Origin of the sequence: Arthrobacter sp. StoSoilB5 (assembly GCF_019977235.1) — a bacterium.
Taxonomy (GTDB): domain Bacteria; phylum Actinomycetota; class Actinomycetes; order Actinomycetales; family Micrococcaceae; genus Arthrobacter.
Window position 1 is genome coordinate 509,931 of record NZ_AP024646.1, and the last position, 24,490, is coordinate 534,420.

23 protein-coding genes are annotated in these 24,490 nt (G+C 62.5%); 16 read left to right on the plus strand and 7 right to left on the minus strand.

Annotated elements, in window-relative coordinates; translation table 11 throughout:
* The first annotated feature begins 100 nt into the window (after window positions 1-100).
* On the plus strand, window positions 101-922 hold the full coding sequence (gene nadE, locus LDN75_RS02500; RefSeq protein WP_223935622.1) for an ammonia-dependent NAD(+) synthetase: 822 nt from the start codon (window positions 101-103) through the stop codon (window positions 920-922).
* 289 nt (window positions 923-1,211) lie between these two features.
* Here the strand turns inward: nadE and LDN75_RS02505 are convergent, their stop codons facing one another.
* Window positions 1,212-2,231, minus strand: coding sequence for a LacI family DNA-binding transcriptional regulator (locus tag LDN75_RS02505; protein ID WP_223935623.1), 1,020 nt, complete (start codon window positions 2,229-2,231; stop codon window positions 1,212-1,214).
* Window positions 2,232-2,364: 133 nt separating this feature from the next.
* Here LDN75_RS02505 and LDN75_RS02510 point away from each other — a divergent pair, with 133 nt between their 5' ends.
* Genes LDN75_RS02510 through LDN75_RS02555 form a run of 10 tightly spaced genes read left to right on the plus strand, consistent with a single transcriptional unit; the run spans window position 2,365 to window position 13,304 of the window.
* Window positions 2,365-3,723 carry an extracellular solute-binding protein gene (locus tag LDN75_RS02510; RefSeq protein ID WP_223935624.1) on the plus strand — a complete coding sequence of 453 codons (1,359 nt, stop codon included), beginning with the start codon at window positions 2,365-2,367 and terminating at the stop codon, window positions 3,721-3,723.
* Window positions 3,724-3,735: 12 nt separating this feature from the next.
* A complete protein-coding gene (locus tag LDN75_RS02515) occupies window positions 3,736-4,797 on the plus strand; it encodes a sugar ABC transporter permease (protein ID WP_223935625.1) in 1,062 nt (353 codons plus the stop codon).
* Complete coding sequence (locus LDN75_RS02520) at window positions 4,794-5,729, plus strand: carbohydrate ABC transporter permease (protein ID WP_223935626.1); 936 nt, start codon at window positions 4,794-4,796, stop codon at window positions 5,727-5,729. The genes LDN75_RS02515 and LDN75_RS02520 overlap by 4 nt, the downstream gene beginning before the upstream one ends.
* A gap of 2 nt (window positions 5,730-5,731) precedes the next feature.
* A complete protein-coding gene (locus LDN75_RS02525; RefSeq protein ID WP_223935627.1) occupies window positions 5,732-6,580 on the plus strand; it encodes a sugar phosphate isomerase/epimerase family protein in 849 nt (282 codons plus the stop codon).
* A complete protein-coding gene (locus LDN75_RS02530) occupies window positions 6,577-7,770 on the plus strand; it encodes a Gfo/Idh/MocA family oxidoreductase (RefSeq protein WP_223935628.1) in 1,194 nt (397 codons plus the stop codon). The genes LDN75_RS02525 and LDN75_RS02530 overlap by 4 nt, the downstream gene beginning before the upstream one ends.
* Window positions 7,767-8,693: a sugar phosphate isomerase/epimerase family protein gene (locus LDN75_RS02535; RefSeq protein WP_223935629.1), complete on the plus strand. Its 927-nt coding sequence runs from the start codon at window positions 7,767-7,769 to the stop codon at window positions 8,691-8,693. Before LDN75_RS02530 ends, LDN75_RS02535 begins: the two co-directional genes overlap by 4 nt.
* A gap of 3 nt (window positions 8,694-8,696) precedes the next feature.
* Complete coding sequence (uxaC, locus tag LDN75_RS02540; RefSeq protein WP_223935630.1) at window positions 8,697-10,091, plus strand: glucuronate isomerase; 1,395 nt, start codon at window positions 8,697-8,699, stop codon at window positions 10,089-10,091.
* A gap of 44 nt (window positions 10,092-10,135) precedes the next feature.
* Window positions 10,136-11,422 (plus strand): mannitol dehydrogenase family protein, encoded by a 1,287-nt coding sequence (locus LDN75_RS02545; RefSeq protein ID WP_223937458.1) that lies wholly within the window; start codon window positions 10,136-10,138, stop codon window positions 11,420-11,422.
* A gap of 24 nt (window positions 11,423-11,446) precedes the next feature.
* Window positions 11,447-12,676, plus strand: coding sequence for a D-mannonate dehydratase ManD (gene manD / locus LDN75_RS02550; protein WP_223935631.1), 1,230 nt, complete (start codon window positions 11,447-11,449; stop codon window positions 12,674-12,676).
* On the plus strand, window positions 12,666-13,304 hold the full coding sequence (locus LDN75_RS02555) for a gluconokinase (RefSeq protein WP_223935632.1): 639 nt from the start codon (window positions 12,666-12,668) through the stop codon (window positions 13,302-13,304). The genes manD and LDN75_RS02555 overlap by 11 nt, the downstream gene beginning before the upstream one ends.
* 106 nt (window positions 13,305-13,410) lie before the next feature.
* Here LDN75_RS02555 and LDN75_RS02560 read toward each other — a convergent pair whose 3' ends face one another.
* Together LDN75_RS02560 and LDN75_RS02565 are read right to left on the minus strand one after the other, a co-directional pair.
* Window positions 13,411-13,821, minus strand: coding sequence for a hypothetical protein (locus LDN75_RS02560; RefSeq protein WP_223935633.1), 411 nt, complete (start codon window positions 13,819-13,821; stop codon window positions 13,411-13,413).
* Window positions 13,818-14,327: a DUF433 domain-containing protein gene (locus LDN75_RS02565; RefSeq protein ID WP_223935634.1), complete on the minus strand. Its 510-nt coding sequence runs from the start codon at window positions 14,325-14,327 to the stop codon at window positions 13,818-13,820. The genes LDN75_RS02560 and LDN75_RS02565 overlap by 4 nt, the downstream gene beginning before the upstream one ends.
* 607 nt (window positions 14,328-14,934) lie before the next feature.
* On the opposite strand from LDN75_RS02565, the gene LDN75_RS02570 reads away from it, so the two are divergent.
* From LDN75_RS02570 to LDN75_RS02590, 5 genes are all read left to right on the plus strand, one after another.
* Window positions 14,935-15,225 carry a hypothetical protein gene (locus tag LDN75_RS02570; RefSeq protein WP_223935635.1) on the plus strand — a complete coding sequence of 97 codons (291 nt, stop codon included), beginning with the start codon at window positions 14,935-14,937 and terminating at the stop codon, window positions 15,223-15,225.
* A gap of 389 nt (window positions 15,226-15,614) precedes the next feature.
* A complete protein-coding gene (chvE, locus tag LDN75_RS02575; protein WP_223937459.1) occupies window positions 15,615-16,763 on the plus strand; it encodes a multiple monosaccharide ABC transporter substrate-binding protein in 1,149 nt (382 codons plus the stop codon).
* Window positions 16,764-16,875: 112 nt separating this feature from the next.
* Window positions 16,876-18,405 carry a multiple monosaccharide ABC transporter ATP-binding protein gene (mmsA, locus tag LDN75_RS02580; RefSeq protein WP_223935636.1) on the plus strand — a complete coding sequence of 510 codons (1,530 nt, stop codon included), beginning with the start codon at window positions 16,876-16,878 and terminating at the stop codon, window positions 18,403-18,405.
* Between the two features lie 5 nt (window positions 18,406-18,410).
* The gene (gene mmsB / locus LDN75_RS02585) at window positions 18,411-19,694 is read left to right on the plus strand and encodes a multiple monosaccharide ABC transporter permease (RefSeq protein ID WP_223935637.1); all 1,284 of its coding nucleotides are present in this window, start codon (window positions 18,411-18,413) and stop codon (window positions 19,692-19,694) included.
* A 96-nt stretch (window positions 19,695-19,790) separates the two neighbouring features.
* Window positions 19,791-20,804: a LacI family DNA-binding transcriptional regulator gene (locus LDN75_RS02590; protein ID WP_223935638.1), complete on the plus strand. Its 1,014-nt coding sequence runs from the start codon at window positions 19,791-19,793 to the stop codon at window positions 20,802-20,804.
* Here the strand turns inward: LDN75_RS02590 and LDN75_RS02595 are convergent, their stop codons facing one another.
* The 4 genes from LDN75_RS02595 to LDN75_RS02610 all read right to left on the minus strand — a co-directional run bounded on the left by LDN75_RS02595 (window position 20,805) and on the right by LDN75_RS02610 (window position 24,454).
* On the minus strand, window positions 20,805-21,572 hold the full coding sequence (locus LDN75_RS02595; protein WP_223935639.1) for a maleylpyruvate isomerase family mycothiol-dependent enzyme: 768 nt from the start codon (window positions 21,570-21,572) through the stop codon (window positions 20,805-20,807).
* Entirely contained in the window at window positions 21,572-22,408 is an 837-nt protein-coding gene (locus LDN75_RS02600; protein ID WP_223935640.1) for a fumarylacetoacetate hydrolase family protein, read from the minus strand. The genes LDN75_RS02595 and LDN75_RS02600 overlap by 1 nt, the downstream gene beginning before the upstream one ends.
* On the minus strand, window positions 22,408-23,535 hold the full coding sequence (locus tag LDN75_RS02605) for a cupin domain-containing protein (protein ID WP_223935641.1): 1,128 nt from the start codon (window positions 23,533-23,535) through the stop codon (window positions 22,408-22,410). The genes LDN75_RS02600 and LDN75_RS02605 overlap by 1 nt, the downstream gene beginning before the upstream one ends.
* Before the next feature lie 97 nt (window positions 23,536-23,632).
* Complete coding sequence (locus LDN75_RS02610) at window positions 23,633-24,454, minus strand: IclR family transcriptional regulator (protein ID WP_223935642.1); 822 nt, start codon at window positions 24,452-24,454, stop codon at window positions 23,633-23,635.
* Window positions 24,455-24,490 lie beyond the last annotated feature (36 nt).

A 24,490-nucleotide genomic window follows, 5' to 3' on the forward strand; every position in this document is an offset into this window, starting at 1 on the left:
CTCTCTCACGTCCAACGCCGTCTGGGTCGCATCACAGCGGGGCCGAATCACGGCGCAATATGGTTGAGCCTTTGTTATCGGGCTGACTAGTGTTGGACACATGCGCGAACTCCAGGCCAAGATCATCGAGGAAATGGGCGTCCAGCCCCGGATCAACCCCCAAGAGGAGGTTCGCAAGCGGGTTACGTTCCTGAAGGAATATGTGAAAGCCACAGGTACCCACGGTTTTGTGCTCGGCATCTCCGGCGGACTCGATTCCACCCTTGCCGGTCGACTGGCACAGCTGGCCGTCGAGGAACTGGAAGCTGAAGGCGTCAATGCGAACTTCGTCGCGGTCCGGCTCCCTTACGGTATCCAGCACGACGAAGACGACGCCCAGGCGGCCTTGGACTTCATCAAGGCCAAGACCGAACGGACCTTCAACATCTCCCGCGCAGTGGACGGATTCGAGGAAGAGTTCGAGAAAACCACCGGTGCCGAAATCTCCGACTTCCACAAAGGCAACACAAAGGCCCGCGCTCGCATGGTTGCCCAATATGCAATCGCCGGGGAAGCAAACTACCTGGTGATCGGCACAGACCATGGCGCCGAGTCCGTCACGGGCTTCTTCACCAAATATGGCGACGGCGGTGCAGACATCCTGCCGCTGTTCGGCCTGAACAAACGCCAGAACCGCGAACTCCTGGCCGAGCTGGGCGCTTCCGCGCGACTTTGGCAGAAGGTGCCCACGGCTGACCTGTTGGACGACAAGCCGGGCCGCACCGATGAAGACGAGCTCGGAGTCACGTACGACCAGATCGACGACTACCTCGAAGGCCGCGAAGTTCCCGACGGGGTCGCTGAAATCATCGAGCAGAAGTACCTCCGCACGCGCCACAAGCGCACCGTGCCGGTCACTATCTTCGATACTTGGTGGAAATAGCCCTCCAGGATCCTCGCTCACATCCAACAGGCTTCTGACCGACGTTCTCTCACATCCGCCGTGTGAGAAAAACCTGACGGCCGCACCGCCCGACGTCGGACACTCCCGGGAGTGCCGGCGTCGGACTTTAGCGCATGGCGGCCATCCGGCGTCACGCAGGATGTGAGAGAGCAACCGCCGAAAACCCGCAGGATGTGGGAGAGCAACCGCCGAAAACCCGCAGGATGTGGGAGAGCAACCGCCGAAAACCCGCAGGATGTGAGAGAGCAACGCCTACAACGCGCAGGACCTAGGTCGAGACCGGACCCGTGGAGCCGCGAATTGTGAGGTGGGTGGGCATGACGGCCAAGCGGCGGGTGGAGCCGGAGTGCAATGGATCCAGTTGCGCGAGCAGCATGGAGACCGCCACGCGTCCGGCCTGCTCAATGGGCGAGGCAATGGTTGTGAGCGGAGGGTTGCAGAAGTCAGCCCCGAAGATATCGTCGCAGCCCACGATGCTCATGTCCTCAGGGACCCGGATGCCGCGCTCGCGTAGCCGCTGCAGCATACCGATGGCCAAGAGGTCGTTGAAGACGATGCACGCTGTCGCGCCCGTGCGGGCTGCAGCGTCGGCGGCCGCTGCGCCGGACGTCGTCTTGGGCGTAAAGGGGCCAACGTGGGAGGTCGTCAGTCCCCGATCCCGGCTCTCGTCTTCGAACGTCTTCCAGCGCTTGGCATTGGACCATGACGACGCCGGTCCACCGACGTAGCAGATCTTGGAGTGTCCCAGTGAGGTGAGGTGTTCCAGGGCCTGAACCACTGCGCCGGGGGTGTCAATCATCACCGTGGGGGCGTTGGCTGAGGACCTGTTGATGGTGACGATGGCCTGTGAGGAAGCGGCTTCGAGGATTTGCGCATCCGTGAGGCGGGAGGCGGCCAGGATGAAACCGTCCGCTGTCCGCTGCATTTTGCGGAGGGTGTCTGCCTCCATCTCAGCTGACTCTTCCGTGTCCACGAGCAGCTGCGTATAGCCGGCGGCTTTGAGCTGGTTCTGGGTGCCCCGGATGATGTCGAAGTAGAAGGGGTTGGTGACGTCGGGCACCAGGAGTGCGATTGCATTGGTGCGGCCCGAACTCAGCCCGCGTGCTTGCGAGCTGGGCACGTAATTCAGCGAGGCTGCCGCTTGCTCAACGCGCTCGCGGGTCACGCGGTTCACCCTGCCGGGATTGGACAACGCCCGGGACGCGGTTGAGGTTGCGACTCCCGCTAGTTCCGCAACGTCACGGATGGTGGGAGGCGCCCCTGCCGCGCGGGCTTTTGCATCTGCCATGTGGCAATTGCAGCACTTTTGGCAACTTTTGGCAAACGCTTGCCGCTTTGATTGCCAACTCCCTAGACTCGACAACGAAGCCCCTGTGACGCACGACACCACACCTGCGGGCTTGGTATCCAAGGAGGAAACAATGAGGTTTGCACCATCAGCAAAGCTGGCCGCCGTCATCGCAACGGCTGCGCTGGCTTTGACGGCCTGCGGGGGAAGCAGCAGCAATTCTGAAAGCTCCGGAGGTGCCGTGGATGGCGCCGGCAAGAAGCTGAGCGTCCTGACCGGCGTCAACAGCCAGTACCCTGAGCAACAGAAGGAATGGTTCAAGGACATCGCGGCCAAGTTCAAGGCCAAGACAGGCGCCGATGTTGAATTCGAGACGTTCGCATCCGCGAACGACGAACTGACCCGGATCCAAACGTCGGTGGTTTCCGGCCAGGGCCCTGACGTCTACAGCCTGGGCACCACGTTCACACCCACTGCATACGCCACCAAAGCCTTCGTCACCCTCTCTGCGGATGACTGGAAGAAGGTTGGCGGCAAGGACCGCTTCAACCAGGCAGCGCTGGGCATCTCCGGCCCGGACTCTGAGCACCAGGCCGGCATTCCTTTTGTTAGCCGCCCCTTCGTGATGGCCTATAACAAAGACATCCTTGCCGCTGCAGGGATCGAGAAGCCGGCAACCACGTGGGACGAACTCGCCGAACAAGCCAAGAAGATGACCAACGCCAGCACGGGAACCTTCGGCCTCGCCACCGGCTACAAGGACAACTTCGACCCATGGAAGTTCATTTGGGCCATGTCCGTCCAGGCCGGCAACCCCTTGGTGGACGGCGACAAACTGAAGATGGACGATCCCACCGTCAAGAAGGCCTACGAGACTTACTTCGGCTGGCTGACCAAGGACAAGGTGGTGGATCCGGCCGCGATTGGTTGGAGCAACAGCAACGCCGTGGCCGCCTTCGCCTCCGGCAAGGCCGGCTACCTGATGATGACGACGTCGAGTTCAGTCCCCACCCTGGACAAGTCCGCTATCGCAGGCAAGTACGCGTACTCCATCATGCCCACCACGGCACCGGGAGAAACTTCACCGAAGGGCGACGGCGACAAAGCCGCTAGCATCCTCTCCGGCGACAACGTGGTGGTTGCGGACTACTCGCAGCAGAAGGATCTGGCTTTCGCGTACATCGAGCTCATTACGTCAAAGGATGAGCAGTTGAACTACCAGAAGATCTTCGGGGAACTTCCCGCGAACGCGGACGCGCTGGCATCGCTGACAGATCCGAAACTCAAGCCGATTGCCGATGCCGCGGGCAAGTCGAAGGCCACCCCCTTCACCGGCGCCTGGGGAGACATCCAGCTTGGGCTCCTGAACGTCACGGTCCAGTCCATTCCGGAGCTGGCCAACGGCGCCGTGGACGACGCAGCCTTGGAGCAACGGCTCAAGGACGCACAGGCAAAGGGACAAGCATCCCTCGACCGGGCCGCGAAGTCCTAGGCAGGGTCTCCCATGTCCACTGATTCCTTCAGGGAAATGAAGGCCATGACGGGCCCGGCTGCCGAAGGGCAGCTGGCCCGGCCGGCCACAACAGCCCAAGCGTCCGACGGCGGCACGTTGCCGGATGCGGGCACAGGCACCATCCAGCCGGCTGGAGGCGGGAAGAAACCCGTCCGCCGGAAGGGTTTGAGCGAGCGCAACCGCCCCTTGTGGATGCTGATCCCGGGCGGGCTCCTGATGTTCGTCATCATTGTTCTGCCGCTGTTCCTTGGCATCTACATGTCGGCCCTCAACCTGGACCAGTACTCGCTCCGCAAGTGGGTCAGCGCACCGTTTATCGGCGTCGGGAATTTTGTGGAGGCCTTGACCGACTCGCCGCTGCTTCACTCCGTGTGGTTGAGCGTCAGCTACTCGCTGATCGCCATGATTGTCACGCTGCCGCTGGGTATTGCTGCGGCGGTGGCAACCCAGAACTCGTTCAAGGGCCGCGCCGTGATCCGATCGATCTTCCTGATCCCTTACGTGCTCCCGTCCTTCGTGGTGGCCACTGTGTGGCGGACAATGTTCCAGCCCAACGGCGTAGTGGACTCCGCCTTGGGAACGTTCGGGATGGATGCCGGGCTTTGGCTTAATGGGCCGCAGACTTATTGGACGCTCATCCTGGTCCAGATCTGGGCTTCGTGGCCTTTCATCTATCTGCTTGCACTCTCCGGCTTGCAGTCTGTGGACCATGAAGTCCATGAGGCCTCTGCGCTGGATGGTGCGCTGTGGTGGAACAAGCTGCGTTACGTCATCTTCCCGTACCTCAAGGGACCCCTCGCTCTGGCATTCCTGATCGGCATGCTGCACCACATCAACAACTTCACGCTCCCGTTCGTGCTGTTCGGTGTTCCGGCTCCCGCCGACGTCGAGGTCCTTCCGATCCTCACGTACGTGACCAGCTTCCAGAGCTTCCGCTTCGGCCTCAGCGCCGCCATGGCCTTCGTTTCACTGGTCCTGATCGCCATTCCGTTGTTCATCTACCTGCGCGCCGTCAAGCTGGACGACGCCGAGACGCCTGGAGGCAAGAAGTGAGCGCATCAACCACCTCCGTCCGCGGCACGGCCAGCCGGGGCACGTCGGCAACCACGTTCCGGCCAGGCTCAAAGCGGCAACATGAAGTAACCCGTCTCCTGCCCGTGCCGATGCTGGCGATCATCCTTACCTTGCTGTGCGCCATTGTGCTCATCCCCGTTGCCTACATTTTCCTGGCCTCCGTTAACTCGGACATCGGCGTGGCCAACGGCGAGTTCTGGCCGTCAACGTTCTCCATGGAGAACTACACCAAGATCTGGTCCAGCGTGGGGCTGGCCAAGGGCTTGACCAACAGTGTGCTCGTAGCCGGAGCCACGGCCGTGGTGTCCGCTGCGATGTCCGTGTCCATCGCCTACGTGCTGGTCAGGTACCAGTTCCGTGGGCGGCTCAGCATCCTGCGTGGCCTGTTGGCGCTGCAGTCCGTGCCCGGCACGCTTATGGTCTTGCCAGTGTTCGTTCTCTTCTCCTCAGCCGCCAGCTACCTCGGCATCCAGGTCATCGGCACACAGTGGGGGTTGTTCATTACGTACCTGACCTTCGCCATGCCGTTCTCAACATGGGTGATGGTCACCTACTTGCGCGGCTTGCCGCGGGAGCTGGAAGAGGCCGCAAGGATCGACGGCGCGAGCAACCTTGGCGTCCTGGTCCGCATCATCCTGCCGCTGAGCTGGCCCGGAATCGTGGTCTCGGGAATCTTTGCCTTCCTGTTGGGGTGGAACGATGTCCTGTTCGCCTCGGTCATGACCCGGCCGGACAGCCAGACAGCTGCCGTCGCCCTCCAGATCTTCGGTGCTTCCCAGGAAGGCGGAGCCATCCCGTTGTACGGCCAGATGATGGCAGCTTCGCTCGTCTGTGCCGCTCCCGTCGTGATCCTGTACCTGATTTTCCAGCGTTACCTAGTGGGCGGACTTACCGCCGGAGGAGTCAAATAGCAATGACCGGTTCAGCAACAGTCGAATGGACGCTTTCGGGCTTCGGTGACGAAATCGACGACGACCCCGTGCTGCAGATCGCGGTACTTCAAGCCCTGGGCGCCAACCACATTGAGGTCCGCAGCGCGTGGGGTACAAACATCGTGGACCTCAATGCCGAGCAGCTTGGAGAGCTGAAAAAGCTCTTGGACGCAGCCGGCATGGGAGTGTCCGCCATCGCCTCGCCCATCGGCAAAGTGGATGTCTCTCTGCCTGTGGAACATGAGGTGGAGCGACTCCGGAGGGCGGCAAACGCAGCCCAGGTCCTTGGCGCCCCCTATATCCGGATCTTCTCCTTCTACTACGGCGAAGGCGTTGCCGTGGAGAGTATCCGTGACGCCGTGATCGAGCGGATGCGTGCCCTTGCTGCCGTGGCCGAGGAGACCGGCGTGGTGCTCCTGCACGAGAACGAGAAGGACATCTTCGGCGATACGCCGGACCGCGTCCTGGACATCATCGAATCAGTGGCCTCGCCGGCCTTGAAGGTCGCTTGGGACCCGGCCAACTTCGTCCAGGTGGGCGTCAAGCCTTTCGACGAGGGCTATGCCAAGCTCCGTCCGCACCTGGAGTACCTGCAGGTCAAGGACGCGCGGTTCGCCGACGGCGTCGTGGTCCCCGCCGGTGAGGGCGACGGCGACCTGCTGAGAACGGTTGAGGCGTTGAAATCCGATGGCTTCGTGGGATTCGCAAGCCTCGAGCCGCACTTGGCCGGCGCACACGGACTGGGCGGCTTCTCCGGACCCACCGCATTCGGGATGGCCGCGAGGGCCTTTGCAAAAGTCGTGAACGAAGCAGGAGTGAAAACCAAGTGAGCACAGAAAACCCCGCAGTCATTAATGTCGCCATCGCCGGATGCGGCACCATCGGCCGAACGCACGCCGCGGCGGTGGGAGAACTGCCTGAGCTTCGCGTCACCGCACTGGTGGACGAAATACCGGAAGCGGCGGACGCACTGGCCCAGGAGATCGCGGACGGCGGCGCCGCCCGGCCAGCCACGTTCAGGACCTTGGGTGAAGCATTCGCGAGCGCCGACGTCGATCTCGTCATCATCGCCACCCCCAGCGGACTTCACATCCAGCAGGCTTTGGAAGTCCTCGACGCCGGCAAGCACGTTGTCATCGAAAAGCCGCTCGATGTGAACCTGGACGGCGCGGAGGCAATTCTCGCCGCTGCCAAAGCCGCCGAAGAGAAGGGACTCGTAGCGAGCGTCATCAGCCAGCACCGTTTCGATCCCGCGAGCGTCGTGGTGGACCAAGCCCGCCGGGCAGGCCGGTTCGGACGGCTGACCTCCGCCATAGCTTCCGTTAGCTGGTATCGCAGCCAGGGCTACTACGATTCCGGTGCCTGGCGCGGAACGTGGGCCATGGACGGCGGGGGAGCTGTGATGAACCAGGGCGTCCACACCGTGGACCTTCTCCTGTGGTTCCTTGGACGGCCCGTGGAAATCAGCGCCAAGACCGCGCTCCTGGCGCACACCGACCTGGAGGTCGAGGACACAGCCGTGGCAACCGTCACGTTCGAGTCCGGCGCGCTCGCCGTCCTGCACGCGACGACGGCAGCCTACCCTGGCCTGACAGTCCGGCTGCAGGTCATGGGAAGCAAGGGTTCCGCGGTGATCGACAACGATAACCTCGAGTACTTCCATGCTGCTGATGAGAACGGCGATGCGGACAGCGGACCGATGGGCATCCGGGGCGGCGGCAACCAAGCTGCTGAGGAGCTCGCCAAATTCACTGAGCCACCACAGCAGACCAACCTGGACCCAACCGTTTACCCCGCTGGCCACATTCGCCAGTACCGCGATGTTGTGGACGCTATCCGCAAGGGCCGTCCCGCAGGAGTCACTGTCCAGGACGCCGTCACCGCTCTGGCCACTGTCCGGGCGCTGTACCTCTCGGCCACCCTCAGCCGTCCGGTCCTGATCGCCGACGTCATGGCTGGCAAATACAACGACGTTGAGGTGCAAACCGGTAACGGCCACTTCGAGGAGGTTACGGCATGAAATTCTCCGTCTTCACGGCCTCGACGCCGGATTGGACGCCCCAGCAAGCCGTGACAGAACTGTCAGCCCAGGGCTGGCACGGCATCGAATGGCGCGTCACGGACCAGGCAGACGCCGCTGAACCCGGCTTCTGGGCAGGAAACAAGGCAACCTGGCCCATGACTGGTCTGGAGGACTCGCTGCCGGAGATCGCGCGGCTCACATCCGAGGCCGGACTCGAGTACTCCGGCTTGGGTGGCTACGCACGGTGCGACGACCACGACGGCGTCGAAAGGGTTCTCGCAGCGACGGCCGCCTTGGGTGCCCGCCAGGTCAGGGTCAATGTGCTGCCACTTGGCAACTCGAGGATGGGCGGACAGCAACCGAGTGGATTGACCTACCCGGAGCTTTTCGATGCGACCCGTGAGCACTACGAATGGGTGGCTGGCAGGGCAGCACACCACGGTGTCAAAGCGCTCGTTGAGTTGCACCACGGCACGGTAACGGCCTCGGCGTCATCCGCCCGTAGGCTCCTGGAAGGCTTGGACCCGCAGCATGTGGGGGTGATCCATGACCTCGGCAACCTGTTGATCGAAGGCTGGGAGTCACCGCTGCCTGCACTTGAACTCCTGGGGCCGTACCTGGCGCACATCCACGTGAAAAATGCCCGTTGGGTCCGCACCGATGAGCGTGACGAGGCGGGGGCAGCGGTGTGGGTGAACGAGTGGGCTCCACTCACGGAGGGGCAGGGGAGCGTCCTTGCCTACTTCAAGGCACTGGCCGACGTCGGATATGACGCCTGGGTGACTGTGGAGGACTTCTCCACCAACCTTCCGCTCGCCGAACGCACAGCCGGCAACCTGGACTTCCTGCGCCGCGCTGCCGGACTCGCCGGATTGACTGTCCACGGAAGCTTGCCTGCTGACTCCCTCTCGAAAGGCTGACCCATGACCGAGTCGCTTGCCACCCACCCGGACCGACTGCTGCCAGCGGACCCCGGAACGCGTGCCATAGCGCGCACGTTGCTGGCACGGGTCCAGGACCTGCCTATCATCTCCCCGCACGGACACGTTGATGCCGCAGTGATCCAGCAGAACACGCCATTCCCGGATCCGGCCGCCCTGCTTGTTACGCCGGACCATTACGTCACGCGACTCATCCACGCCTCCGGCGCTCCGCTGGAACAGCTCCAGCCGGGCGCCGGGGCGCGGGAGGTCTGGCAGCTTTTCTGCCAGTCCTGGCCGCTCTTTGACGGCACGGCCTCGGGATACTGGCTGCGGACACAGTTCGAGACGGTTTTTGGACTGCAGGGTGAGGTGAGTGCTGAGACCGCGGACGCCACCTTTGATGCCATCTCGGCAAAGCTTGCCGAGCCGGGATTCCGTCCCCGTGAACTCTTCAAGGAGTTCAATATAGAGGTTCTTGCCACCACGGACGATCCCCTGGACGACCTTGCGAGCCACAAGGCGCTCGCGGCAGATCCTTCCTTCCACGGACGGGTCCTGCCCACGTTCCGCCCGGATGCGTACCTGAATATCGCCCATCCCTCGTGGGCAGACAACGTCGAGCGGCTCCTGGAAACAGCGTCCGACGGCGGCACAGGCTACCGCGGGTACCTCACCGCCCTGGAGAACCGGCGTCGTCATTTCGTGGAACACGGGGCTGTCTCCGCTGACCACGGCGTCCGCACCCCGGCCACCCTCAAGCTTGACGCCGCGGAGGCCGAGAGGCTGTTCGAACGGGCTCGTTCCGGTCAGGCAAGCGCGCAGGACCGTGACGTCTTCGAAGCACACATGATGTACCAAATGGCCCGCATGTCCGTGGAGGACGGCCTGGTGATGACCATCCACCCGGGCTCCTTCCGGAATCACCACCGGCCCACTTTTGAGGCTTTCGGCGCGGACACCGGCCACGATATCCCCTTCGCCGTGAACTACACGGAGGCCATCCGGCCGCTGCTGCAGGACTTCGGGACGGCGAAGGACTTCCACCTGGTGCTCTTCACCCTGGACGAGACGGTCTTCTCCCGCGAGCTCGCACCGCTGGCCGGCTTCTACCCGTCCGTGTACATCGGTGCACCGTGGTGGTTCCTGGACGCGCCGGACGCAATGCTCCGTTTCCGTTCGGCGGTCACGGAGACCGCGGGCTTCTCGCGGTCTTCGGGATTCATCGACGACACACGGGCCTTCTGCTCGATCCCGGCCCGGCACGACGCCTCACGCAGGATCGAGGCCTCGTTCCTGGCACGGCTCGTTGCCGAGCACCGCATCAGCGAGGACCGCGCGCACGAGTTGATTGTGGACGTCGTGGATTCTTCACCCCGACGGGTCTTCAAACTGTGATCCTCGAACCCAACCACTCCGCGGATCTGCCGCGACTCAACCGCATGCTCCGGCCCATCGTGAAGCCGCCCATCCGCATTGTGCATCTGGGCCTTGGCGCGTTTCACCGCTCGCACCAGGCCTGGTACACGCAGCACGCTGGCGACTCTGCGGAGTGGGGGATCGCGGCCTTCACCGGACGCCGCCCCGACGCCGCAGCGGTTCTGGCGGAACAGGACGGACTGTTCACCGTGGTGGAACGGTCCGGCACCGGTGACTCGTTCGAGGTCATCGGCAGCATTGTGGAAGCTGTGGACGGCTCCGACGTCGGACGGCTGGCGGAGCTTGTGGCCGCACCGTCGACCGCGGTCATCACGCTCACTATTACGGAGGCCGCCTACGCGGCGGCGGCAGGCGATTCGCCGTTGGCCCGTTTGGTGACCGCGCTCGCTGCCCGGCGGGAGGCAGGCGCCGGACCAATCGCCGTCGTGAGTTGCGACAATCTGGCGGATAACGGCAACGTGGCCCGGCAGGCTGTTGGGGCCCTGGCCCGTGCCAAGGACGCCGACCTGGCCGCGTGGATCGAATCCAAAGTCAGCTTTGTCAGTACCTCGGTTGACCGCATCACTCCCCGAACGACTGGGGATGATGTTGCAGTGGTGGCTGAAGACTGCGGTTACCGGGACGCGGCGCCCGTGGTCACCGAGCCGTTCCACAACTGGATCCTCAGCGGAGACTTTCCGGCCGGCCGGCCTCGCTGGGAAGACGCTGGTGCGGTCTTCGTGAAGGACATCGAGCCCTATGAGAACCGGAAGCTCTGGCTCCTGAACGGCGCGCACTCGATCCTGGCTTATGCGGGGCTGGTCCGGGGCCATTCAACGGTAGCTGAGGCACTGTCCGACCCCCTGTGCAGGGACGCTGTGGAGGCGTTCTGGGATGAAGCTGCGCGGCACCTTCCCGGAGATGCGCTGGGAATCCCGCAGTACCTGCAGGCTCTGGTGGAACGCTTCGGCAACGCCAGGATCGCACACCATTTGACCCAGATCGGCATGGACGGAACCACCAAGCTGCGCATGCGTGCCTTGCCGGTCCTGACTGCCGAACGTGCCGCAGGGCGCCCCGGAGACGGTGCCGCCCGGATGATCGCCGCATGGATCGCGTACGTGTCCTCCACAGCGGATTTCCAGGACCCTCTCTCCGCAGACATCCAGGCAACGAAAACGCTCGACGGCGAACATCGCACCGCTGCGCTGCTGGCGCTGCTCAGCCCTGAGCTGGGCAAGGACCCCGCCGTTGTTGCGCAGATCCACCGGCTGCAGGGCTACATCGCCACCGCGCCCACCCACGTTTAGATCCCATCGGAAGGACCCAAGACCATGAAAATCATTGCCGCTGAAGTCTTCGTGACCAGCCCCTCCCGTAACTTCGTCACCTTGCGCATCACTACGGAGGACGGCGTGACGGGCATCGGCGACGCGACGCTGAATGGCCGGGAACTCGCCGTCGCTGCGTACCTGAAGGAGCATGTGGCGCAGCTGTTGATCGGCAAGGATCCGCACCGGATCGAGGACACGTGGCAGTTCCTGTACCGGAGCTCTTACTGGCGTCGTGGGCCTGTGACCATGGCGGCGATTGCCGCCGTGGATATGGCGTTGTGGGACATCAAGGGCAAAGTGGCCAATATGCCGGTGTACCAACTCCTGGGCGGCGCGTCGCGCAATGGGCTGCGCGCCTACGGCCACGCGTCGGGCTCGGACATTCCGTCGCTGTTCGACTCCGTCCGCGAGCACCTGGAGCTCGGTTACAAGTCCATCCGAATCCAGACCGCAGTTCCCGGCATCAAGGCCGTGTACGGTGTTGCCGCGCAGGCCCAGGCCTCCGGTGAACGTTACGACTACGAGCCCGCCGGCCGCGGTACCTTCCCCTTGGAAGAGGACTGGGACACCCGTGCCTACCTGCGGCACCTGCCCACTGTCTTTGAAGCCGTGCGCAACGAGTTTGGACCGGAAATCCCGCTGCTGCACGACGGCCATCACCGCATGACACCCATCCAGGCCGCCAAGCTTGGCAAGGCCTTGGAGCCGTATGACTTGTTCTGGTTGGAGGATTGCACGCCTGCCGAGAACCAGGAGGGCCTGCGCCTGGTCCGCCAGCACACCACCACGCCGCTGGCTATCGGTGAAATCTTCAACACCGTGTGGGATTACCAGACGCTCATCAAGGAGCAGCTGATCGACTACGTCCGCGCAGCCTCCACACACTTCGGCGGGATCTCACCCTTGAAGAAGGTCATGGACTTCGCAGCCCAGTACCAGATCAAGTCCGGATTCCACGGGCCCACTGACATCTCCCCGGTGGGCTTCGCCGCGCAGCTGCACGTTGGCCTGGCCATCCACAACTACGGCATCCAGGAATACATGCAGCACTCCGACAAGACCAACGAGGTCTTCCAGCAGTCCATGACCTTCAAGGACGGCTACCTGCACCCCGGTGATAACCCGGGTATCGGCGTCGAGTTCAACGAGGAAGCAGCCGCCGCCTACCCGTACCAGCAGGCATACCTGCCGTACAACCGACTCGTGGACGGTACTGTTCATGACTGGTAAAGCGGACGTGACGGGTACAGCGGACATGACTGGTGATTCCGGTTTTGCGGCACGAGGCGCCCATCCGCACATTGTGGTGATGGGCGTGGCCGGCTGTGGCAAGAGCACTGTCGGCGCAGCCGTTGCTGAGCGTCTCGGAGCCGAATTCCTCGACGGCGATTCGCTGCACCCGCAATCGAACATCGACAAGATGGCTTCGGGTACTCCGCTGGACGATGAGGACCGCGCGCCTTGGCTGGCCGAGATCGGGGGGCGGTTCACGGCGTCGAACTCTGCCCTGGTGATTGCCTGCAGCGCGCTCAAGCGCGCCTACCGGGACATCATCCGCACCGGCGATCCGTCCGTGGTGTTCGTGCACCTGCAGGGGACGCGGGAGATACTGAATGAACGCATGAACGCCCGGCCTGGCCACTTCATGCCGGCGTCCTTGCTGGATTCGCAACTTTCAACGCTGGAGCCGTTGCAGGCCGATGAAGCCGGGTTGGAACTGGACATCGATCAACCCGTGGAGAAGATCTTGGACGGGGTAGTCGCAGCCCTCGAAGGCTTGGCCGAGGCGGCCGCCGGACCGTTCCTTGCGAACCCCAAGGCGACCCAGTTCAACGAGGACGATTCCGCCGTGGAGTGAGTGGGGAGTGCTAGCGGCTCCATGACCCCGGAAGAGGAGATCTGCCATCTGTTCATTAACCACATCAACGATTACTGACCCGTGTTTAGGCACAGGACTGAAATGCCTAGACAGGCTCGACTTCAGGTCCCCGCTTGGCCTTCCTCGCAGCCGGTTTGAGCCTATATATGTGGGGGACTTCTACCTCGCTCTCCAGGAAGAACGGCAACCCTGAGATGACCATCCCTGCAACTGCGGCGATACCGTGAAGGCCAGCTTCGTTCAATTGCGGGACGCCAATCCAATGGAGTCCAGCCGTTCTCAAGCCTGTTCGTTCATCGGCGTTGGTCAGCTGGTTCGCGTCCTGCGTGATGATCGCGTCGAAATCCCTCTCGGCCAAATACTCGAAGAGCTCCATGTCTTCAACGCCTCGCAGCGTTTCTTGATCTGGGTGGCGGAAGGTGTGCCGTCGATACAGCTTAGTGAGGGGCTCAACCAAGGCTTGGTATGGAAGATTTTCGTCTAAGTAAAGCTTCAATGTCCGAGCCGCCGTTCCCGGACTGAGGCCTCAAAGTCCGCAGCGTCCAAGGCGGCTTGCGCCGATACGTGCGGGTAGTAGTGGTGGGCATCCTCGGGCGCAACGGATCCATCTTCCAGCAGCAGGGCAACAGTGTCGTATCTGACTCTCGTGCCTGCGATTGTTGGCCAACCCCCCATGCGCCGCTCGCGGACTTCGATGTTCGTCCGGGGCTGACGGAAATCAACGACGTCTTGACCTTGAAGGTTAGTGAAAGGCTCGAAGACGTCAGCCATCGACAGCAGAAGAGTTTGACCGCGTCGCTTCACCAGATCGACCAGGTCCCGGCCATCCTCGTCAACAAGGAAGATTGTCTTCCTGTCCGTCACGAGTTTGTAGCTTGATGGGTGGTCAGTAAGGTCGTAATCCTGGAGGGTGCCCATAGCTGTGCGGATGCGCTGCAGAGGAAGCTCACTGCGAAGCCTGACGAACGTACGCAGCGCCACAATGTCGCGAAATGAGTACATAGCTCTCGGTCGGCAAGCCACCTCGGGCGCTAGCAGCGCGGGAGCGTTGCGCCAGTGCCTCAGCTGGGACATGGAGGCACCACTCAAAACTGACGCCAATTCGGATGGAAATGTCACGAGAACACCACCTTCCTCCGGTTCTCTTGCCACGTGCGGTCTAAATGTAACAGGGCTCCACCGTTCCCCCTCTATTGGAAGTATCCCGCAACATCAGAATAGATCGAGGCTATGACATCATTGCGCGGCCCCTAGAAGCCTCGCCATGTTTGCTCGATGACTTCTCAATCCTGCAGCCCCGGGTGCTCCCATGGGGCGATGGTCCGTTTCAGTAGCCGGGTCAAATGCGAACCGGACCAGCCTCATCGACCAGTTTGGCCGGAGGTCAACAGGCTCCCGGGGTGGCGAAGCAGGGCAGGGAATGCGGTGAACGTCGGTCTGTTCAAGGTCACGTGTACTCACTTGGGAATCCGCTGACCTTCGGGTGTTTCGGGAGAGGCGAAATTCGAGGTCAACATGTATCGGCGTTTCCCGAATTTTCATGCGCGCGCACATGGCATGCTCTGAATATCTTCTGCTCGAAGTTGAAATGCGAAATTGAGGAATAACCGTGGATCTTTCGAAAGCAATACAGAATCGCAATCTCGTGGCTTTTCAATATGACGGACACCAGCGGGTGGTCGTACCTGCGGCATTTGGAAGACATGCCACGAGCGGTAACGAGGTCTTGCGGGGCTACCAAGTTGAAGGGACGGGCAAGTCCCGGCCCGTTCCATTTTGGGACCTCTTCCTGACAGGCAAAATGTCCGACGTGGAGATTTTGGACAGGCAGTTTACCGAAGATCCGCCCTCCTACAGCCGCGACGACAAGCACATCCGCCCGATTCACGCCCAACTCTGAAGGAATGGTGGAGGCGCTTGGCTTAGCGAAGTCCCGGATGGCGTACTCAGCTCTGCCCTTGGTTACCCGTCCCTGTGGTGAGGCTAGGAGGAGCGCGCGAAGCCCGGTACCGCCTCCAAGCGGTGCCGGGCTCTTCCTTGCCCATCGAACGGGAACGCGCCAATTGTGAACGCTAACAACGATTCAAGTCAAGTGTTCTTGGCAAGCTTCTGCACTTGGTAGGGCCGTGTGCGAATTGTGATCTAATCCACTTGACCGACGGTATTGTTAGCGTTCACAATGGCAGTCGTATCACCTTGAAGTGGCATGTGCCGCCCCCAGCACACAGGCCAACCCAGCTTCACCGTGCCGGACGCGCAGATGCTCCGGCTGCATCAGAGTTCGCGGCAATGCTGCCGCGGAAGGAGAGCATCGTGAGATTAAAGAAACTCCTGGGCGCCGTAGCGGTTGTCCTTACCTTGACCGTGGGAGCCACGGGCTGCGGTAGCCGCGGAGGAGCTGCCGAATCCAGCAGCACCGCCAAGCCCAGCGATTCGCTGGTGGGCATTTCGATGCCGACACAGACGTCCGAGCGTTGGATTGCCGATGGCGCCAACGTTGAGAAGTCCTTGAAGGACCTTGGGTACAAGACCGACCTTCAGTTCGCCAACGATGACATCCCTACGCAGGTTTCCCAGATCGAGAACATGCTGACCAAGGGCGCCAAGGCCCTGATCATCGCAGCAATTGATGGCACCACGCTGACTGACGTCCTGGCCAAGGCCAAGGAACAGAACGTCAAGGTCATCGCCTACGACCGCCTCATCAACGGCACACCAAACGTTGATTACTACACCACCTTTGACAACTACACCGTTGGTGTCCAGCAGGCTACCTCGCTGCTCACCGGCCTGGGCTTGGTAGATGCAAGTGGCAAGAAGGTTGACGGCAAGGGCCCGTTCAACGTGGAGCTCTTCGCTGGAAGCCCGGATGACAACAACGCCAACTTCTTCTGGACTGGCGCAATGGACACGCTCAAGCCCTACTTGGACGCCGGCACCTTGAAGGTTCCCAGCGGCCAGACCAAGTTCGAACAAGCAGCCATCCTGCGCTGGCAGGCACCTGTGGCGCAGAAGCGCATGGAAGATATCCTGACCTCCGCTTACAGCTCCGGCACCAAGCTGGACGGCGTGCTCTCCCCGTATGACGGCCTTTCCATCGGCATCATCTCGGCCCTGACCAGCACTGGCGGCTACTCCACCGGTAAGCTGCCGGTTGTGACCGGCCAGGACGCCGAGAAGGGCTCAGTGAAGTCCATCATCGCCGGCGAGCAGTACTCGACGATTTTCAAGGACACCCGCCAACTCGGTGCACAGGCCGTGAAGATGGTTGACGCCGTACTCAAGGGCAATGAACCGGAAACCAACGACACCAAGACCTACAACAACAAGGTCAAGGTTGTTCCGGCCTTCCTCCTGAAGTCCGTCATTATCACCAAGGACAACTACAAGAAGGAACTCATCGACTCGGGCTATTACAAGGAATCCGACGTCAAGTAAGCATTTCCTTCGGGTTGTGGCCCTGCCGCCAAGCGGGGCGGGGCCACAACCCACCATGAGCCGGCCGAATCCCCGGCCAGGCCAAGTTCCAACCAGTCAGTGGGAATTGACGATGAACGTACCCATTCTTCAAATGCGAGGAATCACCAAGACCTTCCCCGGGGTCAAGGCCCTTCAGGACGTCACCCTGGATGTAAACCGCGGCGAAGTCCACGCCATCTGCGGAGAGAACGGCGCCGGGAAATCCACCCTGATGAAGGTGTTGTCCGGCGTGTACCCGCACAACTCCTTTGACGGCGACATCCTCTTTGAGAACGAACCCTGCGAATTCAACAGCATCTCGGACAGCGAGAAGCGCGGGATTGTGATCATCCACCAGGAGTTGGCCCTTAGCCCGTACCTTTCCATCGCGGAGAACATCTACCTTGGTAACGAACTGGCAAACAATGGCTGGGTGGATTGGCGAAAAACCAACCTCGAGGCCGCCAAACTGCTTGCCCGTGTGGGATTGAGCGAAAACCCCGTCACGCCCATCCAGCACATCAGTGTTGGCAAGCAGCAGTTGGTGGAGATTGCCAAGGCGCTTTCCAAGGAGGTGAAGCTCCTCATCCTGGATGAGCCAACCGCTGCTCTGAACGATGAAGACTCGGACCACCTGCTGGACCTCATCCTGCACCTCAAAGGCCAAGGCGTCACCAGCATCATCATCAGCCACAAACTCAACGAGATCCGCAAGGTGGCTGACGCCGTCACCATCATCCGCGATGGCAAGTCCATCGAGACCCTTCGGCTGGACCAGGGCCAGATCACCCAGGAGCGCATCATCCGCGGCATGGTGGGACGCGATCTCGAAAGCCTCTATCCGGACCGGACCCCGAACATCGGCGAGGAAGTCCTGCGCATTGAAGACTGGACGGTGCAGCACCCCCAGGACCACAGCCGGATTGTGGTGCACAACGCCAACCTGAATGTGCGCAAGGGCGAAGTGGTGGGCCTGGCTGGCCTGATGGGCGCTGGCCGTACCGAGCTGGCCATGAGCGTGTTCGGCCGGACGTACGGACGCGCCGTTTCGGGCAAGGTCTATAAGTACGGCGAAGAGATCAACACTTCCACTGTTTCCGACGCGATCGACCATGGCATTGCCTATGCCACCGAGGACCGCAAGCACTATGGCCTGAACCTGATTGAGGACATCAAGCGCAACATCTCCATGGCGGCGCTGAACAAACTGGCCAAACGCGGCTGGGTTGATGGCAACAAGGAGACCACCGTTGCCAACCATTACCGGAAGAGCATGAACATCAAGGCGCCGTCAGTGGCAGCCATCACCGGCAAGCTCTCGGGCGGCAACCAGCAGAAGGTCGTGCTGAGCAAGTGGATGTTCTCGGATCCGGACGTTCTGATCCTGGATGAACCGACCCGGGGCATCGATGTCGGCGCCAAGTTCGAGATTTACACGATCATCAATGAGCTGGCAGCCGCCGGGAAAGCCGTCATCGTCATCTCCTCGGAGCTACCGGAGCTCCTGGGCATTTGCGACAGGATCTACACGCTGTCCGCAGGTCACATCACTGGCGAGGTCCCCATCGCCGAGGCCACCCAGGAAACACTCATGCACTTCATGACTCAAGAGAAGGAATAGCCAACATGTCCGCCCTACGAGAATCCCTTGGCTTCCTCACAAGCCGCCTCCGCCAGGTTGGCATCTTCGTCGCCCTGATCCTGATCGTTATCCTTTTCCAGGTCCTGACCAACGGCATCCTGCTCGAACCCCAGAACGTCAGCAACCTGGTGGTCCAGAACAGCTACATCCTAATCCTTGCCATAGGCATGGTGATGGTTATCATCGCCGGCCACATCGATCTCTCCGTCGGATCCATCGCCGGGTTCATCGGTGCTGTTGCCGGTGTGATGATCGTGCACTGGGGCTGGGCGTGGTGGCTGGCCATCCCGGCCTGTCTCCTGGTAGGTGCCTTGGTGGGTGCCTGGCAGGGCTACTGGATTGCCTACGTGGGCATTCCCGCCTTCATCGTCACCCTGGCCGGTATGCTCATCTTCCGCGGCCTGACGCTGATCACGCTGAAGAACCAGCAGATCACCCCGTTCCCCAACGAGTTGCGGGCGCTCGGTGGCGGCTTCCTCCCGGATATTTCCGGCGGCACATCCGTACTGGAATGGCTGACGGTCATTCTTGGTGTGGGCGGCACGGCAGCCATTCTCTTCCAGGCCATCAAGGAACGCCGGGTCCGGCGCAAGTTCAACCTGGAGAATGAGCCGATGGCGTGGTTTGCCGTCAAGAATGGCTTCATCGCTGTGCTAATGCTCATCATCACGTTCCTGCTGGCCAGCTATCGTGGAACGCCGATCGTGCTGATCGTGCTGGCAGTCCTCGTGATCCTCTACTCGGCTTTGATGAACAACAGCATCTTCGGGCGCCACACTTACGCCATTGGTGGCAACCTCCATGCAGCAGAACTCTCCGGCATCAAGACCAAGAAGGTAACCTTCCGGCTGTTCGTCAACATGGGCGTCCTCGCCGCGTTGGCTGGCTTGGTGTTCACGGCACGACTGAACTCGGCCCAGCCCGCAGGCGGTACCGGCTTTGAACTGGACTCCATTGCGGCCGCCTTCATCGGTGGCGCGGCCGTCCAAGGCGGCATCGGTACCGTTGCGGGAGCAATGATCGGTGGCCTCATCATGGGTGTCCTGAACAACGGCATGTCCATCCTGGGCCTTGGGACCGACTACCAGCAGCTCATCAAGGGCCTGGTTCTCCTCCTTGCAGTAGGCTTCGATATCTTCAACAAGAACCGGACCGGTGCCGGTGGAGGATCATCCATCGGCCGCCGCTTCAAGTGGAAGACCACGCCTCCCGCTACCGAAGCTACGAAACCTGCCGCGACAGAGCCTGTGCGGGTCGACGCGAAGTAGGTCAGGATGTCCCGCGGCGTTCCAGCGCCACCACCATCATCACGGCCCCGGGCAATGCCCGGGGCCGTGCCTGGAATACCGGCAAGGCCACCGGTCATGGGGGACGTAGCCAAGTTGGCTGGGGTCTCGCACCAGACCGTTTCCCGTGTCCTGAACAACCACCCGAACGTCAGCGGGAAGACCAAGGAACGCGTGGAATCGGCCATCGCCAGCCTGGGCTACCGGCGCAATACAGCAGCGCGCAGCTTGGTGACGCGACGTTCCCGGACGATCGGCGTGCTGGCCTGCGAAACCGGCCAGTACGGACCAGCGAATACCTTGCTGGGAGTCGAGCAGGCAGGAAGGGAAGCAGGCTATTTCGTCAGCATCGCCAATCTCCGCGAGGTGACGGGCGAGAGCATCAACGATGCGATCGCGCACTTCCGCAACCAGTCCGTGGAGGGGGTGGTCATCCTTGTCCCGCATCCGGATGTCCTCGCTGCTTTAAGTGACGTCAGCGTTCCCTTTCCCGTGGTCGCCGTTGGTGCAGGAACGGGAACACAACTGACGGGCGCTTCACTGAACCAGCGTTTGGGAGCGCGGCTGGCAGTGGAGCATCTCATCGGGCTTGGTCACCGCCACATTGGGCATATTTCCGGGCCACCGCATTGGATTGACGCCGCGGAGCGAATCAAGGGATGGCGGGAGGCACTCGCCAGTGCTGGCCTGGAGGCCGACGTCCTCCTTCAAGGGGCATGGGACGCCGCGTCCGGGTACCAGGCCGGGTTGGAGCTCATTGAGCAACGCAGCCACGACGAAAAGCCCGCCGTTACCGCCGTCTTTGTCGCGAACGACCAAATGGCCGTTGGCGTCCTTCGCGCCCTCCAGGAAGCCAATCTGCGGGTGCCTGTCGACATCAGCGTGGTTGGCTATGACGACCAGCCTGAAGCCGCGTTCTTCCTGCCTCCGCTGACTACCATCAAACAGGACTTTGAAGAGCTCGGCCGCCGTTGCATGTCCGCAGTACTCCACCAGCTGGAAAGCGATGGCGGCAATGAGGAGCAGATCGTCAATCCCCGTCTGGTGATCCGCTCGACTACGGCGCCGCCAACTCCACCTGCCGCGTTGTAGTTAGATCCAAGCCGGCGCGGCCGGGACTTCCTGCGTCGGGGCGCCCGGTCCGGCGGCAGTGACGCCGCTGTTGCCGCGGCCCGCGGCCCATTCGACGACGGCGGGCAGGGCTCCCGTGATGATCGTCGGGTCTGCAGCGGTGGTGTCGCCGAACGTGAGCCCGGCGCCGTTCCCGGCAGTGCCCATGACTTTGACCAGAAGCCCCGCATCCGTGCCGCGGGTTTTCCAAGCGCCGGTGATGTCTTTGAGCAGACGTTCGAGGACGGGTGCTGGGATGTCGTTGAATGTGGCTCCGTTGTCCAGGTCCACGGCGTGGATCCACACTTCGCGGGTGCGCATCCAGACTGTTTCCGAGGCCGGGACGGTCCGGCCTTGGGCTGTGCGGACGTCGTTGGCCCAGTTCGCGTCGGGGAGGTCGCGCCATTCCACGGACAGGTGCACGGCGGAGTGGTCGAAGAGGTTCCGCAACGCAATCGGGGACAGGGTGGCGCCGAAGTTGATTTCCTGGTTTCGCGCCTCGGGGGAGGCATACATGGGCGTCTCCACGCCGGTGGCAGCCCATTCCACGAGCCGGGCGATCGCGCGAGCGTTGTAGCCCACGTGTGCTACTACGTGGCGGCGGGTCCAGCCCGGGAGGCGGGTGCCGGCGTCGAGCTCTGCGTCGGTGAGTTCGTTGAGTTTGCGGGCGAAGAACGCGGTGCCGCGCCGGGCCTGCAGGAGTTCTTCCTGCAGGCCCGGATCGGTGGCGAGGTCGTGGCGGGCGACCATCAGGCTTCCTTGACCACGCGGTTGCTCAGCTGGCCCAGTCCCTCGATGGTTGTGACCAGGAGTTGGCCTTCCTGCAGGTACCGCTTGGGGTCCTGGGCGTGGCCGACGCCGCCGGGGGTACCGGTCGCGATCACATCACCCGGGTTGAGCGTGATGATGGTGGAGATGTAGGAGACCAGGAATTCCGGGGTGAAGACGAGGTCTCCGGTGGGGGTGGACTGCTGGATTTCCCCGTCCACCGCGGAGGTCATGAGCGGGCCGGCGGTGAATTCGTCCTTGGTGACCAGGGCCGGGCCGAACGGGGTCGAGTTCTCCCACGTCTTGCCTTGCAGCCACTGGATGGTGCGGAACTGGTAGTCGCGCATGGAGATGTCGTTCAGGACCGCGTACCCGGCGATGTGGTCTTTCGCGTCTGCCTCGGCGATCCGCCGGCCCTTTTTGCCGATGATCACGGCGAGTTCGGCTTCCCAGTCCACGGTGTCCGATTCCTGCGGCAGGGCGAGGTCATCATTCGGGCCAATCAGCGATTCCTGGTATTTGGCGAACAAGGTGGGGTACTCGGGAATCTCCCGGCCCATTTCCTTGATGTGGTTGCGGTAGTTGTGGCCCACGCAGATGATCTTCCCCGGTGCGGGCACGACGGCGGCGAGGTCCGCGCCGTCGAGGGCATGCGTTGCGCCGTTGGCAGCCGTGGCTTTTTCTTCCCAGGCGGGGTCGGCCAGCAGCGCGCCGACGTCGGCGAAACCGTCGATCTCGGTGAGGGTGTCGCCGTCCTGGCGGACAGCTACGGTGCCTTTGCCAGCGGCGGTTTCGGTGCGGAGGGTGAGGAGTCTCATTACTTGCGTCCTTCGGTGTAGCTGCGGTTGAAGTTCAGTCGTTCGAAGATGGGGGCGTCGCTGAAAAGGAAAAGATCAAACTGTGTGTCTGCTTGCAGGGACCATTCCTGCCAGGACGGGACCACGAACAGGTCGCCCTTGGCCAGCTGCTTGGTCTCGCCGTTCAGGACTGCGGTGCCGGTGCCTTCGAAGACCTGCCACACACTGGAACCAACCTCCCGCAACGGTTCGGTGGTCGCGCCGGCCCGGAGGCGGTGGAACTCGGCGCGGATGGTGGGCATGACGTCCCCGCCGGTGGTGGGGTTCGAGTACCGGATGGCGGCGTGGCCCTGGGACACCGTGGCCGGGTGGCCCTCATCCTCCAGCAAAAGCTGCTCGCGGAGGGCGGCGTCGGTGTGTTCCCACCGGTAGGCGGCGATGGGAGAGTTGGTGGTGTCCTGCAGCCCGGAGAGCGGACGCAGGCCGGGGTGGGCCCAGAGACGCTCGGACCGCGAAATGTCAGGCGTGGCCTCGTCCGTGACGCGCTCGGTGCCGAACTCGAAGAACCCGGCGTCCGCGTAGTGCACGAACGGGATATCCAGGCCGTCGATCCATGCCATGGGCTGGTCGGTGTCGTTGTGGTGGCCGTGGAAGTTCCAGCCCGGGGTGAGCAGGAAATCACCGCGGCGCATCGCCACGGGATCGCCGTTCACCACCGTCCACACGCCTTCGCCTTCGACGACGAAACGGAACGCGTTCTGGGAGTGCCGGTGCTCCGGGGCCGTCTCGTGGGCACCCAGGTACTGGATCGCCGCCCACAACGTCGGCGTCGCGTACGGGGTGCCGGCCAGGCCGGGGTTCGCCAGGGCGATGGCGCGCCGCTCGCCACCCCGGCCAACGGGCACCAGGTCCCCGGCACGCGCGGCAAGCGGGTACAGGTCATTCCAACGCCACACGTGCGGGACGGCCTTCGGAGTCGGGACCATCGGCATCAGATCACCGATCTCCGTCCACAGCGGGATCAGGTTCTCCGTTTCGAAGTCCTTGTACAGCTGGTCCAGCTGCGCCTGTTCCTCGGGGGTCGGCTCCGGTAGGGCGTGGCTGGCGGCCACAGATTCATGAGTCGTGTTCTCGGCGCTGATGGACACGTAGGCCTCCTCTATAGGGTCAGAACAGTTATTGGTGTAGTTCGACCCTACGGACGGATGCGGGTGGACCCGAGGATATTCTGTTGTGCAGAATCTTCTATTCGGGTTCTGCCGGGTTGGCTGCGATGTCGATCTCCAGCTGCCGGCAGGTTTCCCGGAGGGCGGCGACCAAACCGGCGTCGAACACTTTGCGGAACCGGGTGGCAGGCGTGGCGACGCTGAGCGCCCCAACTATCTGCCCGTGCCGGTTATGGACGGCCATCCCGAGGGCGCTGACTCCTTCCTCTGTGCCCTCGAAGTTGGCTGCGAAGCCGTTGTTCCGGATGCTGTCCAGTTCGCGGATAAACGCGGCGTACTCTGCGTCCGGGATCGTGTCGCCGCCGATTTCGGCATTCTGGCTGCGGAAGAGTTGTTCGATCATCGCGGGTTCCAGCTCGGCGAGCATCGCCTTCCCGCCCGAGGTCTTGTCCGCTGGCATGACGGTCCCCTGACGGTCTCCGATACGCAGGACGTTGCTGCCTTCCACTGTTGCGAGGAAGCGGACCTTGGTGCCCACGCGGACCATCAGGTTGACCGTCTCATCGAGCCGTGCGGACAGGAGTTCCATGTGCGGCAGCGCCAAATCCCTCAGCAGCCTGGTCCAGCTCAGGCCGGCGGGCCCGACGCCCATGGCTGGTCCCGGGACATAGCGGCGGTTCTCGTCCTGGACCGCGAAGCCCCGGTAAACGAGCATTGCCAGGAGCCGATGGGCCGTTGAGGGAGCCACTCCGAGCTCTGCTGCTGCGTCCTTGAGGCGGAGCGCGCCGCCGTCACGGAGGAGCTGGAGGAGCTGCAAGGCGTTGTCTACTGCCTCAATGGAATACGTGGGCCGCTTCTGTACGGGCTTCCGGTTGGACTGGGTGGCTGGCTTGTTCTGCACAACAGAATTCTATGGTGCTTCGGTTGCTGTTCACCT

Coding starts and splice junctions, on each gene's coding strand:
- nadE (WP_223935622.1), top strand. CDS start 101: ATGCGCGAACTCCAGGCCAAGATCATCGAGGAAATGGGCGTCCAGCCC.
- LDN75_RS02505 (WP_223935623.1), bottom strand. CDS start 2,231: ATGGCAGATGCAAAAGCCCGCGCGGCAGGGGCGCCTCCCACCATCCGT.
- LDN75_RS02510 (WP_223935624.1), top strand. CDS start 2,365: ATGAGGTTTGCACCATCAGCAAAGCTGGCCGCCGTCATCGCAACGGCT.
- LDN75_RS02515 (WP_223935625.1), top strand. CDS start 3,736: ATGTCCACTGATTCCTTCAGGGAAATGAAGGCCATGACGGGCCCGGCT.
- LDN75_RS02525 (WP_223935627.1), top strand. CDS start 5,732: ATGACCGGTTCAGCAACAGTCGAATGGACGCTTTCGGGCTTCGGTGAC.
- LDN75_RS02535 (WP_223935629.1), top strand. CDS start 7,767: ATGAAATTCTCCGTCTTCACGGCCTCGACGCCGGATTGGACGCCCCAG.
- uxaC (WP_223935630.1), top strand. CDS start 8,697: ATGACCGAGTCGCTTGCCACCCACCCGGACCGACTGCTGCCAGCGGAC.
- LDN75_RS02545 (WP_223937458.1), top strand. CDS start 10,136: ATGCTCCGGCCCATCGTGAAGCCGCCCATCCGCATTGTGCATCTGGGC.
- manD (WP_223935631.1), top strand. CDS start 11,447: ATGAAAATCATTGCCGCTGAAGTCTTCGTGACCAGCCCCTCCCGTAAC.
- LDN75_RS02555 (WP_223935632.1), top strand. CDS start 12,666: ATGACTGGTAAAGCGGACGTGACGGGTACAGCGGACATGACTGGTGAT.
- LDN75_RS02565 (WP_223935634.1), bottom strand. CDS start 14,327: ATGTACTCATTTCGCGACATTGTGGCGCTGCGTACGTTCGTCAGGCTT.
- chvE (WP_223937459.1), top strand. CDS start 15,615: ATGCTGCCGCGGAAGGAGAGCATCGTGAGATTAAAGAAACTCCTGGGC.
- mmsA (WP_223935636.1), top strand. CDS start 16,876: ATGAACGTACCCATTCTTCAAATGCGAGGAATCACCAAGACCTTCCCC.
- mmsB (WP_223935637.1), top strand. CDS start 18,411: ATGTCCGCCCTACGAGAATCCCTTGGCTTCCTCACAAGCCGCCTCCGC.
- LDN75_RS02590 (WP_223935638.1), top strand. CDS start 19,791: ATGGGGGACGTAGCCAAGTTGGCTGGGGTCTCGCACCAGACCGTTTCC.
- LDN75_RS02595 (WP_223935639.1), bottom strand. CDS start 21,572: ATGGTCGCCCGCCACGACCTCGCCACCGATCCGGGCCTGCAGGAAGAA.
- LDN75_RS02600 (WP_223935640.1), bottom strand. CDS start 22,408: ATGAGACTCCTCACCCTCCGCACCGAAACCGCCGCTGGCAAAGGCACC.